The 13,852-nt window shown below is 65.7% G+C and carries 18 protein-coding genes; 8 read left to right on the top strand and 10 right to left on the bottom strand.

Annotated features, from left to right (window positions below; genetic code table 11):
- Positions 1-39: 39 nt before the first annotated feature.
- The 3 genes from htpX to R4P57_RS08950 all read right to left on the bottom strand — a co-directional run bounded on the left by htpX (position 40) and on the right by R4P57_RS08950 (position 2,270).
- Positions 40-909 (bottom strand): zinc metalloprotease HtpX, encoded by an 870-nt coding sequence (gene htpX / locus R4P57_RS08960; protein ID WP_317802498.1) that lies wholly within the window; start codon positions 907-909, stop codon positions 40-42.
- Positions 910-997: 88 nt separating this feature from the next.
- Entirely contained in the window at positions 998-2,017 is a 1,020-nt protein-coding gene (locus tag R4P57_RS08955) for a polyprenyl synthetase family protein (protein WP_317802497.1), read from the bottom strand.
- Positions 2,018-2,147: 130 nt separating this feature from the next.
- Positions 2,148-2,270, bottom strand: coding sequence for a hypothetical protein (locus R4P57_RS08950; RefSeq protein WP_317802496.1), 123 nt, complete (start codon positions 2,268-2,270; stop codon positions 2,148-2,150).
- A 76-nt stretch (positions 2,271-2,346) separates the two neighbouring features.
- Here R4P57_RS08950 and R4P57_RS08945 point away from each other — a divergent pair, with 76 nt between their 5' ends.
- Complete coding sequence (locus tag R4P57_RS08945) at positions 2,347-3,594, top strand: geranylgeranyl reductase family protein (protein ID WP_317802495.1); 1,248 nt, start codon at positions 2,347-2,349, stop codon at positions 3,592-3,594.
- A gap of 6 nt (positions 3,595-3,600) precedes the next feature.
- Here the strand turns inward: R4P57_RS08945 and R4P57_RS08940 are convergent, their stop codons facing one another.
- The 4 genes from R4P57_RS08940 to R4P57_RS08925 form a co-directional block, all read right to left on the bottom strand.
- A complete protein-coding gene (locus R4P57_RS08940) occupies positions 3,601-4,296 on the bottom strand; it encodes a demethylmenaquinone methyltransferase (RefSeq protein ID WP_269607005.1) in 696 nt (231 codons plus the stop codon).
- A gap of 14 nt (positions 4,297-4,310) precedes the next feature.
- Entirely contained in the window at positions 4,311-5,450 is a 1,140-nt protein-coding gene (locus R4P57_RS08935) for a glycosyltransferase family 1 protein (protein WP_317802494.1), read from the bottom strand.
- A gap of 63 nt (positions 5,451-5,513) precedes the next feature.
- Positions 5,514-5,972, bottom strand: coding sequence for a glutaredoxin domain-containing protein (locus tag R4P57_RS08930; protein ID WP_317802493.1), 459 nt, complete (start codon positions 5,970-5,972; stop codon positions 5,514-5,516).
- A complete protein-coding gene (locus R4P57_RS08925; protein ID WP_317802793.1) occupies positions 5,965-6,405 on the bottom strand; it encodes a DUF3592 domain-containing protein in 441 nt (146 codons plus the stop codon). The genes R4P57_RS08930 and R4P57_RS08925 overlap by 8 nt, the downstream gene beginning before the upstream one ends.
- Before the next feature lie 55 nt (positions 6,406-6,460).
- Between R4P57_RS08925 and R4P57_RS08920 the strand changes: the two genes are divergently transcribed.
- On the top strand, positions 6,461-6,964 hold the full coding sequence (locus R4P57_RS08920; RefSeq protein ID WP_317802492.1) for a DUF2505 domain-containing protein: 504 nt from the start codon (positions 6,461-6,463) through the stop codon (positions 6,962-6,964).
- Positions 6,965-6,998: 34 nt separating this feature from the next.
- On the opposite strand, the gene R4P57_RS08915 is transcribed toward R4P57_RS08920, so the two are convergent.
- Positions 6,999-7,481 carry a DinB family protein gene (locus R4P57_RS08915; RefSeq protein ID WP_317802491.1) on the bottom strand — a complete coding sequence of 161 codons (483 nt, stop codon included), beginning with the start codon at positions 7,479-7,481 and terminating at the stop codon, positions 6,999-7,001.
- Positions 7,482-7,516: 35 nt separating this feature from the next.
- On the opposite strand from R4P57_RS08915, the gene R4P57_RS08910 reads away from it, so the two are divergent.
- Complete coding sequence (locus R4P57_RS08910; RefSeq protein WP_317802490.1) at positions 7,517-7,687, top strand: hypothetical protein; 171 nt, start codon at positions 7,517-7,519, stop codon at positions 7,685-7,687.
- A 35-nt stretch (positions 7,688-7,722) separates the two neighbouring features.
- On the opposite strand, the gene menD is transcribed toward R4P57_RS08910, so the two are convergent.
- Positions 7,723-9,333: a 2-succinyl-5-enolpyruvyl-6-hydroxy-3-cyclohexene-1-carboxylic-acid synthase gene (gene menD, locus R4P57_RS08905; RefSeq protein WP_317802489.1), complete on the bottom strand. Its 1,611-nt coding sequence runs from the start codon at positions 9,331-9,333 to the stop codon at positions 7,723-7,725.
- Positions 9,334-9,395: 62 nt separating this feature from the next.
- Here menD and R4P57_RS08900 point away from each other — a divergent pair, with 62 nt between their 5' ends.
- The 5 genes from R4P57_RS08900 to R4P57_RS08880 are packed head-to-tail and all read left to right on the top strand — an operon-like array spanning position 9,396 to position 13,345.
- Entirely contained in the window at positions 9,396-9,983 is a 588-nt protein-coding gene (locus R4P57_RS08900; RefSeq protein ID WP_317802488.1) for a flavin reductase family protein, read from the top strand.
- The gene (locus tag R4P57_RS08895; RefSeq protein WP_317802487.1) at positions 9,980-11,044 is read left to right on the top strand and encodes an AbrB family transcriptional regulator; all 1,065 of its coding nucleotides are present in this window, start codon (positions 9,980-9,982) and stop codon (positions 11,042-11,044) included. The genes R4P57_RS08900 and R4P57_RS08895 overlap by 4 nt, the downstream gene beginning before the upstream one ends.
- Before the next feature lie 46 nt (positions 11,045-11,090).
- Positions 11,091-11,369 (top strand): siderophore-interacting protein, encoded by a 279-nt coding sequence (locus tag R4P57_RS08890; RefSeq protein ID WP_317802486.1) that lies wholly within the window; start codon positions 11,091-11,093, stop codon positions 11,367-11,369.
- Positions 11,344-11,925, top strand: coding sequence for a siderophore-interacting protein (locus tag R4P57_RS08885; protein ID WP_411742334.1), 582 nt, complete (start codon positions 11,344-11,346; stop codon positions 11,923-11,925). Before R4P57_RS08890 ends, R4P57_RS08885 begins: the two co-directional genes overlap by 26 nt.
- A gap of 22 nt (positions 11,926-11,947) precedes the next feature.
- Positions 11,948-13,345: a DUF2252 domain-containing protein gene (locus R4P57_RS08880; protein WP_317802484.1), complete on the top strand. Its 1,398-nt coding sequence runs from the start codon at positions 11,948-11,950 to the stop codon at positions 13,343-13,345.
- A gap of 51 nt (positions 13,346-13,396) precedes the next feature.
- On the opposite strand, the gene R4P57_RS08875 is transcribed toward R4P57_RS08880, so the two are convergent.
- Positions 13,397-13,840: a DUF6918 family protein gene (locus tag R4P57_RS08875; RefSeq protein ID WP_317802483.1), complete on the bottom strand. Its 444-nt coding sequence runs from the start codon at positions 13,838-13,840 to the stop codon at positions 13,397-13,399.
- Positions 13,841-13,852 lie beyond the last annotated feature (12 nt).

Here is a 13,852-nt window from a genome sequence, read left to right as displayed (position 1 = left end):
GCAGGCTACGAAGTTCCACTCACATGCCGCAGGCTCCTGTCAGTCGGGCCGGTGGCCGGCCATCCGCTCGAGTCGCTCGATGCGGTCGGCCATTGGCGGGTGGGTGGCGAACAGTCGACCTGCCGTGTCGCCGATGCGGAACGGGTTGGCGATCATCAGATGCGACTCGGCGGCCAATCGCGGCTCGGGCGGCAGCGGTGCCAATTGCACTCCCCGCTCGAGTTTGCGAAGCGCCGACGCGAGGGCCAGCGGATCGCCGGTGAGCTCGGCTCCCGATTGATCTGCCTGGTACTCCCGCGAACGAGAGACCGCCAGCCGAACCAGGGTGGCCGCAATGGGCCCCAGCAGCGACACCAGGAGCAGCGCGATCGGGTTAGGGCCTCCGTTGCCGCGTCCGCCGAAGATGTTGGCGAAGAAGGCCAGGTTGGCCAGGCCCGAAATGACAGCAGCCATCGCCCCGGCCACCGACGAGATCAGAATGTCGCGGTTGTAGACGTGCGAGAGTTCGTGACCGAGCACTGCTCGTAGTTCGCGCTCGTCGAGGATGCGCAGGATGCCCTCGGTGCAGCACACCGCAGCGTTGCGCGGATTGCGTCCGGTGGCGAACGCGTTGGGGTTGTTGGTGGGACTGACGTACAGCGCAGGCATCGGCTGATGAGCGGCCGTCGCCAACTCGCGAACGATCCGATACATCGCCGGCTGCTCGAGCTCGGTCACCGGCACGGCATGCATCGATCGCAACGCCATCTTCGCGCTGTTGAAGTACGCGTAACCGTTGACGCCGACGGCCAGGACGATCGAGCCGATCAGAATCGTCGCATTACCGAACAGTGAGCCGATGAAAACGATGAGCGCCGACATCCCGACCAGCAGGCCGAAAGTCTTCGCGCCGTTCGCGTAACCGTTCATGTCTCGAATGCCTCCTCGTACCGGGTGTTGCTACCCGATTCAACGAAAGCACCCCGACCGGCAGTTCCCTGCCTGGAGTCCGAGCCGACTACCCGACGCGTTCGACGGTGTAATTCACCAACCGTCCGAGTGCATCGTTGGCCGGCCCCTGCGGCAGCAGTGCGAGTTCTGCGTGTGCCCGAGCGGCATATTCGCCGAGTGTCTTCTTGGCCGAGACCATTCCGGGTGAACGCTGCAGCAGTTCCAGGGCCTCGGTGACCAGGGCGTCCTCGGTGACCGGACCGGCGAGGATCTCGCGCAGTCGATCACCGTCGGAACCTTCCTCGCGCAGCGCGAAGAGCACCGGCAGAGTGTGTACGCCCTCCCGCAGGTCGGTACCGGGAGTCTTGCCGGACTGCTCGGTGGCCGAGGAGATGTCGATGATGTCGTCGGAGATCTGGAAGGCGGTACCGACAGCGTCACCGAGGCGCTCGAGGCGTCCCACATGCTCGGCATCGCCGCCGCTGAACGTTCCGCCGAAGCGTCCGCACGAGGCGATGAGCGAACCGGTCTTCTCCCATACGACCTTCAAATAGTGCGCGACGGGATCGTCGGTGCTCTTGGCTCCGATGGTTTCGCGCATCTGACCGGTCACGAGTTCGGCGAAGGTTTCGGCGATGATGCGGACGGCGTCGGGCCCGAGCGTGGACACCAGACGAGACGCGTGCGCGAACAGGTAGTCGCCCGCGAGGATCGCCACACTGTTGCCCCAGCGTGAGTTCGCACTCTCGGCGCCTCGACGCATCGACGCTTCGTCCATGACGTCGTCGTGATAGAGCGTCGCCAGATGAACCAGTTCGACGACCGTGGCCGCGGTGACGATCGCGGGATCGGTCGGCGACGGTCCCAGTTGACCCGTGAGCACGGTGAACAGGGGCCGGAATCGCTTTCCACCGGCCTTGGCCAGGTGCAGCGCGGCCTCGGTGAGAAACTCCTCACCGTCGGAGAGTTCGCTGATCATCAGTTCTTCGACGCGTGCGAGGCCGTCGGCGACGGATCGCGCGAGCTCCGGGTCACCCAGGTCGACTCCGGCAACGACCGTTGCTACGGCAGCGTCGTCTGTACTCACGATGTTGGTCCCTGTCCTGTCGTCGACATGCCGGCGGCAGCGGCTTCAGCGCCGCTGCTCGCCTTCTACCGTAGTGAACCTAGCGTGCACACCGGTGGGACGGTGTCACCGACCACAGGTGACACTTCACTCACCGAGGTTGCCGGAGATGACTTCCAGCGTCGGTCAGTGCTGCCATCAGACCTTCGAGCAGGATCACGTGCGGAATTCTGCTGGTGACCGCGAGTTCGCGCTGGAAGCTGAGGTGACGCATGCCCACCACGCGTTCGCACGGCGTTGACGGGAGGCCCTCGACGCACCCGTTCGTAGAAATCGGGATACTGGAACACGTGAGCACTTCCCACCCCGCCCCACCCACCGCGACCGACGTTCTGGTCGTGGGTGCGGGCCCCGCAGGATCGTCCGCTGCGGCATGGGCCGCGAGATCCGGCCGCGACGTCGTCCTGGCCGACGCGGCAGTCTTCCCCCGCGACAAGACGTGCGGTGACGGGTTGACGCCACGCGCCGTCGCCGAGCTCGATCAGCTGGGCCTCGGCGAGTGGGTGCGCGGCAAAGCGCGCAACCGAGGACTGCGACTGAGCGGATTCGGGCAGGAACTGGAACTCGAGTGGCCGAGCAGATCGCTGCCGACCATCGGAAGTGCAGTTCCCAGAACTGAATTGGACGACAGGATTCGCGTCGCCGCAGTCGAATCCGGGGCCGTGATGGCCGAGGGAGCCAAGGCTGTCTCCGTCACCCGCGACGGCAATTCGGTCCGCTCGGTGACCCTCCAGACCGCCACCGGAGAACACGAGATCTCCTGCCGCACACTGATCGTCGCCGATGGTGTCCGTTCCACTCTGGGCAAGCAACTCGGGCGGCAATGGCATCGCGACACTGCATTCGGCGTCGCTGCTCGCGCCTACATCGACTCGGGCCGCAGCAACGACGAGTGGATCAGCTCGCACCTCGAATTGCGTGACGCCGCAGGCACTCTGCAGCCCGGCTACGGCTGGGTCTTCCCGCTGGGCGACGGAACCATCAACATCGGCGTCGGCACCTTGGCCACCGCCAAGAGGCCTGCACCCGGAGCGCTGCGTCCCCTACTCGACCTCTACACCCGCCAGCGCCGCGACGAATGGGACCTCAGCGGTGAGTTGCGATCGGTGGCGTCGGCGCTGCTGCCGATGGGTGGTGCGGTCTCGGGAATCGCGGGCACAAACTGGGCCATCATCGGTGACGCTGCGGCCTGCGTGAACCCACTCAACGGCGAGGGCATCGACTACGGACTCGAAGGCGGCCGCATGGTCGTCGACCTGCTCGATGACCCCGACCTCACCGACGCCTGGCCCAGCCTGCTCCGCGAGCACTACGGGCAGTCCTTCTCCATCGCTCGACGCCTCGCTGGACTGCTCACGGTGCCGAGATTCCTGCCCGCAGCGGGACCGGTGGGTATGCGCTCGCGGGCACTGATGAAAGTCGCCGTCCGCTGCATGGGCAACCTCATCACCGAGGCAGACAGCGATCTCGTCGCGCGTACCTGGCGGGCATCGGGAACCGGCTCGCTGAAAATCGATTCCCGGCCGCCGTTTTCGTGAACCGTGCTAGGGCCGAATTGCTTTGTGCAGCGCCACGATTCCGCCGGTGAGGTTGCGCCACTGCACGTCGGTCCAGCCGGCGTCGGCGATCCGCTGCGCTAATTGTTCCTGTGTCGGCCAGGCGCGGATGGACTCGGCGAGGTAGACGTACGCGTCGGGGTTACTGCTCACGGCGCGAGCGACTTTCGGCAACGCCTTCATCAGGTACTCCATGTACACGGTGCGGAACGGACCGAACACCGGCGTGGAGAATTCCGAGACGACGAGCCTGCCGCCGGGCTTGGTGACGCGGGCGATCTCGCGCAGGCCTGCGTCGAAGTCGGAGACGTTACGGAGGCCGAAAGAGATGGTGGCGGCGTCGAAGCTGGCGTCGGCGTAGGGCAGTGCCATCGCGTCGCCTGCAACCATCGGCACACCTCGCTGCAGTCCGGCTTGCAGCATGCCCTTGGAGAAATCGGTGGCCACACACCAGGCTCCGCTGCGACCGAGTTCGACGGTGGAGACGCCGGTGCCTGCAGCGAGATCGAGTACCCGCTCACCGGGTTTGAGATCCAACGCTCGACGCGTCAGCTTGCGCCAACTGCGGTCCTGCCCGAACGACAGAACCGTGTTGGTGATGTCGTATCGACGGGCGACGCCGTCGAACATCGACGCCACCTCGTGGGGCTCTTTTGCCAGGGTTGCGCGTGATGTCTGGGCCACACGGTCCAGACTACTCAGGCAATCTTTTGCACCCGCGGCGCTGTGATGCCTTGCACGTCGTAGTAGTGCGAGATCAGCTCGTCGCAGATTGCGGGCCACGTGCGGTGCAGCACCGATTTGCGGGCTGCGTCGCCGAATCGTGCCCGAGTGGTGGGTTCGGCGAGGGCTCCGACGGCACTGGGCAGCAATTCGGTGAACTTGTCGACCGGCAACAGGTAGCCGTTGCGGCAGTGCGAAACGAGGTCGCGTGGGCCACCGGCGTCGGGTCCGATCACGGGAACGCCGCTGGCGAGGGCTTCTTGGACTGCCTGGCAGAAGGTTTCGTGTTCGCCGGGGTGGACGAAGATGTCGAAGCTGGCGTAGGCCCGAGCGAGTTCGTCGCCGCCGAGTTGTCCGGTGAAGATCGCGCCCGGCATCAGGGTCTGCAACGCCGCTGTGTCGGGTCCGCCGCCGACGATCACCAGCTGGATCGACGGGTCGGTGGCCAGTACGGCGAGCCGCTCGACATGCTTCTCGGGGGCGAGCCTGCCGACGAAGCCGACGATCAGCTTCTCGTCTGCTCCCCACTGACTTCTGAGCGTCTGCGACGTGGCCGAGGGCGCGAATCGGACGGCGTCGACTCCTCGCGCCCACCGGTGCACGCGCGGAATGCCGTGCAACTCCAACGCGTCGACGGCCGAGGTGGACGGCGCCAGGGTGCGGGCCGCGCCGCGGTGCAGTCTCCTGGTCCAGCGCCACGCGGCTTTCGAGGTGAGGCCCAGGCCGTAGCTGGCGGCGAAACCGGCGACGTCGGTCTGGTAGACGGCGACCGCGGGTACGTCCAGTCGGTTGGCGGCGGCGAGGCCGCCTGCTCCGAGCAGGAACGGTGACGCCAGATGCACGACGTCGGGGGCGAAGGCGCGCATCGCCGAGACCATGCCGAGGCCCGGTACACCGACGGGCAGCGAACTGACCTTGGGGACCATGATCGACGGCACCCGGTGCACCGGAACGTCGTCGTGCCACGTCGCGGCTCTGGGGCCGGACGGATTGTCCGGGGCGATGACGATGGCGTCGTGCCCCGTCTTGTCGAGGTGTTCGAGGACACGGATCACCGAGTGGGTGACGCCGTTCATGTTGGGCAAGAACGATTCCGCAACGATGGCTACTCGCACGATCCTCAGTGTGGGCGGCCCCGCAGTCGGCCAGGTATGGACAACGTTACGTGTGGGCCAACGTCACACGAATTGCGCGAGCACCCACGACGGATTCGGGTTGGTGCGGTGTTCGGAGCCCGCGAACACCGTGGGAACCGTCTCGTTGCCGTCGTTGACAGACCGCACCCGCGCGGCCGCAGCCGGATCCTGGCGGATGCTCGTCCACACGGCTTTCTTTCCGCGCAGCAACAGCGCCACCCGCAACCGCAAGCAGAAGATGCATCCCGGACGCCAGTAGACCAGCGGCACCGATCTCTCTGTCGCCTGATTGCGCGAGGCGTCCGGCCGGGTCGTTCCGCAGGCTCCACTCCCGATGTCGGACAGGGAACTCGGATACAGCACCGGCGTCATCAGAACGAGAAGGAACACCACGGCAAGCACCATCACCACGATCGAGGACGCGATGTTGCCGAAGTTCACCAACGCGAACCCGGCCACCGCGGCGAGGGCAGCGATGACCCACTGTTTGGCATTACGCATTCTTGGCCTCCTTGCGACGTAACCAGATCAGCACCGGGCCGGCAATCAGCCAGGTGACGACGATGACGGATCCGGCCGGAACGATAGCGACGGTGGCGTCGCGGCCCGCGACGCGAACCAGCTCGACGTCCGGGTCGGCCTTGTAGTACTCGACCTCGATGCGTTGACCCGCGATGAGGTTGGTGGGGTACAGCACGCCGAGCGCCGGGTTGTGTGTCACGCCGTCGGGGGTGATGAAGCTGACGGCCGAGCGCAACTTGCCCGCGGACAGCACCTCGGCTGTGGCGGTGCCCTTGTCGGAATCGATGGTGACGTCGTTGCGCCAGGCTCCGACCACAAGAAGCACGGAAAGGACCGAAATCGCAATGGCGACCACGAGCACGACCAGCCGGGCCCTGTACAGCGTTCGGCTGCCTCTGTCGGTATCGGTCACAGCGATCAGGTTACTTCGCAGCCGACGCGACTCCGCTCGGGTAACGTCTGCACTCATGTCGCGCAGCTTCGAGTTCACCGTCGAATCGTCCAATCCCCCCGCCGACGTGCATGCAGCACTCACCAGTGAAGACCAGTGGATGGCCCGCTTCGCCAAGGCGAAGAAGACAGACGGGTTCGAGCTGACCAAGCACGACGACGGTGGCCTGACCGTCGACATCACCGAAGAAGTCGGTACGTCCGAGCTCCCCGGTTTCGTCACCAAGGTCGTCAAGGGCAAGCTGATGGTCTCGCGCACCGACCACTGGGGGCCACTCGAGGGCGACCGCGCCGAGGGAACGCTGACCGGTGGAACCACCGGTTTGCCATCGAAGGTGAAGGGCACGCTCTCGCTTCGCCCAGACGGCACCGGCGCGAAGCTGATCGTCAAGGGCGAATCGACCGTCAAGATCCCCCTCGTCGGCGGCAAGATCGAGGACCTGATCAACAAGATGATCAAGGACATGATCGACCAAGAAACCGGCCAAACCCTCGAATGGGTTGCGGCGCAACAGAGCTAGCGTCCGCCCCTTGGGGTCGGAAGGCGACTCCGCCTCAGGACGCGAGTATCTGTTCACGAAGGATGTCGGCGTGGCCGCAGTGGTGGGCCAGTTCCCTCAGCACCTGAACATATACCCAGTGCACCGTACGAGGCCCGGAATGATGGCCCGTCACGATGGCATCGAGTGGCACTTCGGCTACTACAGCTCTAGCAGTTGCGCATGCCTGTCTGTGCGCCGAGACGACACCGGCGATGGTGTCACCGTCGTCGACGACGAAGGACTCCGAAGCACTACGAACCAGTCCGAGCGCAACCCTGGACCCACCCCCGACGCATTCCTCGAACCACACCCGCTGCATCCAGGTCACATGCTTGAGCAAGCCGAGTAACGTTGTCGCAGAGGGAACCAACCGTTCACGCGCCTGCTCCTCGGTGACACCATCGACTGTCGCATCGAGCGCTCTCCGGTAGTCCTCGATGAACGCCTCGAGCTGAGTGCGGTCATCGTCCAGCAGTACCTCGAACGCACCCGTCACCGGTTCTCCCCAATACGATTGTCGGCCTCCGTTGCGTGCATGCGTTCCAGACGCGCGCCCGCAGCGATCGTAAACCCCCCCAACGAAATTTCGCGGACAACAACGGCACCGGCGCGACGCTGATCGTCACGGGAGAATCGACGGTGCAGTTCCCACTCGTCGGCGGAAATATCGAAGACCTGATCGACCAGGAAACCTGCAAATGAGTTGCAGCGCAACAGAGCTAGCGGCCTACCACGCGCTACAGCCGCGCCCGAATTGCTGCGTGTAGCTCGCGCAAGCCCGATCGCTCGGTGGTCACTTCCAGCACCCTGATTCCCGTGGCATGGCCGGTGAGTTCGGTTGCCAGATCGGCCAAGTCGACCAGTCGATGCTCCACACGGTAGGCACCGCACAGCGCGCCGAGGTCCATGCCGTGGGGCGTGCCGAACACTCTCTCGAACACACCCGCGTACTGCGGGTCGCCCTGTTCGAGGAGCTCGAAGATGCCGCCGCCGTCGTCGTTGGCGACGACGATCGTCAGGTCGTCCGGACGCGGTTCACCGGTGCCGATGAGCAAGCCCGCGGCGTCGTGCAGAAACGTCAGATCACCGAGAAGCGCTATCGTGCGGCGCTTTCCGGACATCGCGGCACCGATAGCCGTCGAGACGGTGCCGTCGATACCGGCCACGCCGCGGTTGGACAGAACCTTCACGTCCGGGATCGGAGTCGAGACCAGGGCCGCGTCGCGCACGGGATTGGACGCTCCGAGCACCAGCTGGTCTCCGGGCTGCAGCGCGGACATCACCACGTCGGCCACATGCAGTCCCGTCGGCTTGGGATGCTCTCGAAGTTGTTCGTGCACAGCCAGTTCGGCTCTCTCGGACAGAGCGGCGCAACGGGCGATCCAGGCGGGGTCGGGCGCACCGGTGGTGACCGCCCGGGTGCCGGTGGCCAGGACGTTGCCGGAGACGTCGGGCCAGCGCGGTCCCGTGGTGAGCGCGATGACGTCCACTGCCGGGTCGGCGAGCAACGCCGATACCTGCCGGTGCAACGTAGGGCGTCCGGTGATGACGGCCTGCTTCGGCTTCAACTGCGCAAGAGCCAAGGGATGCAACGCGATTCCGTGTAGGGGTGCGGTTGGCTCGGCGACGGTCGGCAGCCCGGCGAGTTCCGGTCGCACGCCGCCGCCGTGACCGGAGACGACGACGGTGTCCACCGACAGGTCCAACTCCACCGGGACGTCGAGCGTCGCCTGGGTGGTCGAGGTCCACGGCAATCCATCGGGCCGACCCTCCGGACGCGCGCCGGGGTCGCCGATCGCAGGCACCAGAGGCTCACGCAACGGGATGTCGAAGTGCACCGGCCCGGCGTTGCCGGAGCGTGCGCCGCGCGCTGCGGCGATGACCCGCGAGACCGCACTGCGCCACTGACTGTTCTGCTTGGGCCCTTCCTCGGCGAGCCCGAGGCTGATCGTCGCGCGAACCTGGGATCCGAACAGGCCGAGCTGCTCGATGGTCTGGTTCGCGCCGGTGCCGAGCATCTCGTACGGGCGGTTGGCGCTGATGACGATCAGCGGAATGCGCGCGTAGTTCGCTTCGAGAACCGCAGGCCCCAGATTGGCGACCGCAGTTCCCGACGTCATCACTACAGGGACGGGCTGACCACTGCCCAGGCTCAGGCCGATGGCCAGAAAGCCGGCAGTTCGCTCGTCGATCCGCATGTGCAACCGCAGGCGGCCGGCGACGTCCGCCTCCTGCAACGCGAACGCCAACGGGGCGTTCCGCGAGCCGGGACACAACACGACGTCTCGGATCCCGCTGCGCGCCAATTCGTCGACGACTGCGGTGGCCTGTGCGGTGGACGGATTCACAGTTTCCAGAGTGTCAGACGCGTCGATAGGACGCCGCAACCGGGCTTTGACAGTATGAAGGTGTGCGTACAGTCTTTCGGCCCGACGAGGTCGCTCCCGGTCGCTTCTACCAGCTCCTGACCGCTTCGGTGGTACCTCGGCCCATCGCCTGGGTCTCCACAATCTCGGCCGACGGTGTGGCGAACCTCGCCCCCTACAGCTTTTTCACGGTCTCGTCGACTGTGCCGCCGGTCGTGCAGTTCACGTCGGTGAGCCGCAAGGACAGTCTTCGCAACATCGAGGCCACCGGCGAGTTCGTCGTGAATCTGGCGACGGCACCGTTGGTCGATCAGGTCAACAGCAGCTCGGCGAGCTTCGACCACGACGTCAGCGAATTCGAGGCCCTCGGGATCGAGAGCGAGCCCAGCACCGTCGTGACGCCACCGCGCGTCGCGGCCGCTCCGATCGCCATCGAGGCGACGCTGCATCGTGTCGTGGAGGTCGGCAACTGCTTCGTCGTCATGGGCACCGTCGTCGCCCTGTCGGTGCGTCCCGAATTTCTGGCCGAGGACGGCCTCCCCGAGTTCGACGCCATCGCCCCGCTCAGCCGCCTCGGCCGTTCCGAATGGGGGTTGCCGCCCGAGGTTCGTGAGATCGAGCGGCCTTCTTGATTCGCTGGCTCCTGCTGGTTCTCGTCACCGTCGGCCTGACCGTCGGTGCGGATGCTCTGGGGATTCCGTCGGCCGCACTGTTCGTCGCGCTGCTCGTGGCGGTGATCTTCGCTCTCGCAGGCTGGGCACCGACCACGGGCACCGAGCGCGCTCCGCTGCCACGACGGCTCGGCATGGTGGCTCAGGCGGTGCTGGGTGTCGAGATCGGGACACTGGTGCAGCGAGACACTCTCAGCTCACTGGGCGACGCCTGGTTGCCGGTGCTGCTGGCATGCGTCGGAACGCTTCTGCTGTCCATTGCCGCGGGAGCACTGCTGGGACTGCGGAAGGACATCGATTCACTGACCGGCGCGCTGGCACTGGTCGCGGGCGGCGCGTCGGGCCTGGTGGCCATTGCCCAGGAACTCGGCGGCGACGAACGCGTCGTGGCGGTGGTGCAGTACCTGCGGGTCGTTCTCGTCACCACAACCCTGCCGCTGGTGGCGACACTGGTGTTCAGTGCACAGCCCGGTCAGTCGACGATGCTCGCCGATTCCGGAGCTCCGCTGTATGTGGACCTGGCCTTCGTGCTGGTCTGCGGCGGGGTGGGAGTCCTGCTCGCACTGGCGCTGCGATTTCCCGCTCCGGCGCTGCTGGGGCCGCTGATCGCCGCCACGTGCGCCGACGTTGCCGGGGTGTCGTTCGACGCATCGGTTCCCACGTTGCTGCTGTGGGCGGCGTACATCGTGATCGGGTGGCAAGCGGGCCTGCGATTCACCGTCGCGAGCCTGAAGTCCATCTCTCGGGTGCTGCCGTCCGCATTGCTGCTCATCATCGCCGTCACCGTCGGGTGCGCGATGCTCGGCTTGTGGTTGGCCTCGGCCACGGGCACCAGCGGGTACGAGGGCTACCTGGCGACCACCCCGGGTGGGGTGTACGCGGTGTTGGCCATCGCAGCATCGACCGGAGCGAACGTGACGTTCGTCGTGGCCGCACAGATCATCCGGGTGTTCATGATGCTGTTCGCGGTGCCGATGGGAGCGAAGGTCGTCCAGCACTGTCGGCGAGAGCGACCCGAGTGAATCGACGCGACCCCATTCGAATTCAGGGTCCACTGATCTCACCGGCATGGCCAAGTACCTCAAACCCGAGCACCCGGTGTTCTACCGTCTGCATGTTCTCGCTGCCGAACGAGTAAGTTCCGGTTTCGTCAGGATCACCCTCGGGGGCGAATCGCTCTCGAACTACCGGTACATGGGCTACGACCAGTGGTTCCGACTGTTCCTTCCGCAACCCGGTCAGCGTGAACCCCGCATCCCCAGCTCGACCTCGAAACTCTGGTACGCCCAGTTATCTGACCTTCTCCAAGGACACCAAGCCGGTGGTCCGCAACTACACCGTCCGTGACTTCCGGCCCGTAGGCCAGGGCCGGTACAGCGAGGGTGCGGAGATGGATGTGGACTTCGTCGTCCACGGTGCCGAACACGGCGGCCAAGCAGGTCCAGCGTCGTCGTGGGCTGCGCACGCCGTTCCCGGGAAGCGCGTCGCGATTCTCGACGAGGGACGCATCTACAACCCGGACACGAATGCCTCGTGGCACTTGCTCGTCGGCGACGAAAGTGCAGCTCCGGCAATTCTCGGAATACTGCGATCCTCGCCCGCGGACCTGCGGGCCGTGGTGTTCCTCGAAGTCCCCACCGAGGCCGACGTCCAGCATCAGGATGTACCGCCGGGCGTCGAGCTGAACTGGATCGTGCGCCCCAACCCGCATGCCAAACCCGGTGATGCGGCACTCGCCGCAGTGCAGAAAGCCGAACTTCCCGGCGGCATCCCGTTCGTCTACGTGGCAGGCGAGCAGGGCTTGGCCACGGGCTTGCGCAGATACCTGGTGAACGACCGCGCAGTACCGAAATCCAGCATCTGCTTCACCGGATACTGGAAGTTCGGTAAGGCCGCCGGATAGCACTCGATTAGTGTCATCTCACATGTCCGGCTTGGGAAAAGGTCACACCGTCGTCACCGACTCGGTCGAGGTCGACGGTGCGTCGTTCGCCTCGCTGCGCGCCCGTCCTCTCCCCCGCGCCGAACGCTACGAACTGGGTCGACGCCTACGCGAGAAGGTACCGATCGCCTCGCTCGGCGATTGGACCCCACCGGCGGACCGACCAGACCCGGTCAAGCAGATCGAATACTCGCACCAGGGCCGGATCGAATGGCTGATACCGACGCGCCTCGAGCGGATGGTCGAGTCCCCGTACGGATTCCTGCGCGGCACGGCCATCGTCATGGCCCGGGACGTGGCGATGCTGCCGTCGACCGGTATCAACCCGGTCATCAGCGGCGACGCCCACCTGGGCAACTTCGGGTTCTACGCCTCCCCCGAACGCGACCTCGTCATCGACCTCAACGACTTCGACGAGGCCCACCCGGGAGCCTGGGAATGGGATCTGCGACGCCTCGCCGCGAGCATCTGGGTGGCCGGACGGCAGAACGGCCGCACCGAGGATCAGTGCCGCGACGCCGTCACCGCCTGCGTGTCCGCGTACCGAATCGAGGTGGCCCGACTTGCCGACGAGCCGCTGATGTCACGTTCGTTCCAGCGTCTGACGGCCGAGAAGCTGCAGCGCGACGCCACCGAGGGGTCGCTGCGCAAGGAGATCAAACGCGCCACCAAGAAGGCGCGTCGACGCACCAGTGACCGCGTTCTGCCGCGTTTCACCGAGAAGCACGACGGCAAGCGCAGAATCGTCGAGGAGCCGCCGATCACCACGCGCATCTCGGCGAGGGACGAGGAACTTCTCGCCGTCGGATTGGACGAGTATCTGCTCACCCTCACCCCGCACTGGCGTCGAGTGCTCGGTGGATACACGTTGATCGACGTGGCGCACCGCGTGGTCGGCGTCGGCAGCGTCGGGCTGCGGGCGTACGTGGCTCTGCTCGAGGGCACCAGCGAGGACGACGTCGTGTTTCTGCAGCTCAAGCAGGCCAGACGCTCGGTGCTTGCGCCGTACGTGCACGGCGAATCGGCCTGGCACGATCATCAAGGGCAACGCGTCGTCGAGTATCAGCAGGATCTGCAGACCGTCAGCGATCCGCTGTTGGGTTGGACGACCATCGCCGGACGGCAGTACTACGTGCGACAGTTCCGCAACATGAAGGGAACGATCGACCTGTCGTCGATCGATGCACCCGCACTGGTCGACTACGCACGGGTGGTGGGCCGACTGCTGGCCAAAGGACATGCGCGCACCAGTGGCGCGTCGATGATCTCGGGATACACGGGCGATTCCGATGCCCTCGAGGTGGCGTTGTGCCGTTTCGCGCAGCTGTACGCGGATCAGACGGAAGCCGACTGGGAGCGATTGAGCGCTACGCGCATGTGAGTGGAAATTCGTAGCAGACTACGAATTTCCACTCACATGCGGCGAAGCCGCTCAGGCGTGCTTGGCGACCAGGTCACCCACGCGCGGCAGCGCCTCGGTGACGTTCTTCTTCGCCGAGCCACGCAGACTGCCGTAGAACTTCTTGACGACGGACTTGTCGGTCTCCTCGATGCGAGCATCGGTGACCGAGAGCAGCGCGTCGGATGCGGCGTCGCCGTTGGCGGTGAGGTAGTCACCGAACGTGCCCTGCGGAGCAGCGTTGTACGACTGCCAGAACGGGTCCAGCTTGTCGACGAAATCGGGCCACAGGGCCGAGACCGCACTGTCGATGTACGACGGTCCGACCTTCTTCACTGCGCCGTATCCCCCCTTGACCGCGAGTCCACTCGCGCCCTTCTTGTCCGCGACCTCGGCGTCGATCAGTGCCAGAACATCGACGCGCAGAGCGTCGGCCTTCGACTCGTCGAGCAGCGAATCCTTGAGTGCAGCAACCACTTCGAACTTCCT

Source organism: Rhodococcus sp. IEGM 1330 (assembly GCF_033142445.1).
GTDB lineage: Bacteria > Actinomycetota > Actinomycetes > Mycobacteriales > Mycobacteriaceae > Rhodococcoides.
The sequence above is the reverse complement of the archived record's forward strand: the minus strand, read 5'-3'. Positions and strand labels throughout refer to the sequence as shown.

What these genes read in the sequence shown, in the direction of transcription:
- R4P57_RS08920 (WP_317802492.1), top strand. Translation starts at nt 6,461, where the DNA reads ATGTCGCGCAGCTTCGAGTTCACCGTCGAATCGTCCAATCCCCCCGCC.
- htpX (WP_317802498.1), bottom strand. Translation starts at nt 909, where the DNA reads ATGAACGGTTACGCGAACGGCGCGAAGACTTTCGGCCTGCTGGTCGGG.
- R4P57_RS08950 (WP_317802496.1), bottom strand. Translation starts at nt 2,270, where the DNA reads ATGCGTCACCTCAGCTTCCAGCGCGAACTCGCGGTCACCAGCAGAATT.
- R4P57_RS08890 (WP_317802486.1), top strand. Translation starts at nt 11,091, where the DNA reads ATGGCCAAGTACCTCAAACCCGAGCACCCGGTGTTCTACCGTCTGCAT.
- R4P57_RS08930 (WP_317802493.1), bottom strand. Translation starts at nt 5,972, where the DNA reads ATGCGTAATGCCAAACAGTGGGTCATCGCTGCCCTCGCCGCGGTGGCC.
- R4P57_RS08880 (WP_317802484.1), top strand. Translation starts at nt 11,948, where the DNA reads ATGTCCGGCTTGGGAAAAGGTCACACCGTCGTCACCGACTCGGTCGAG.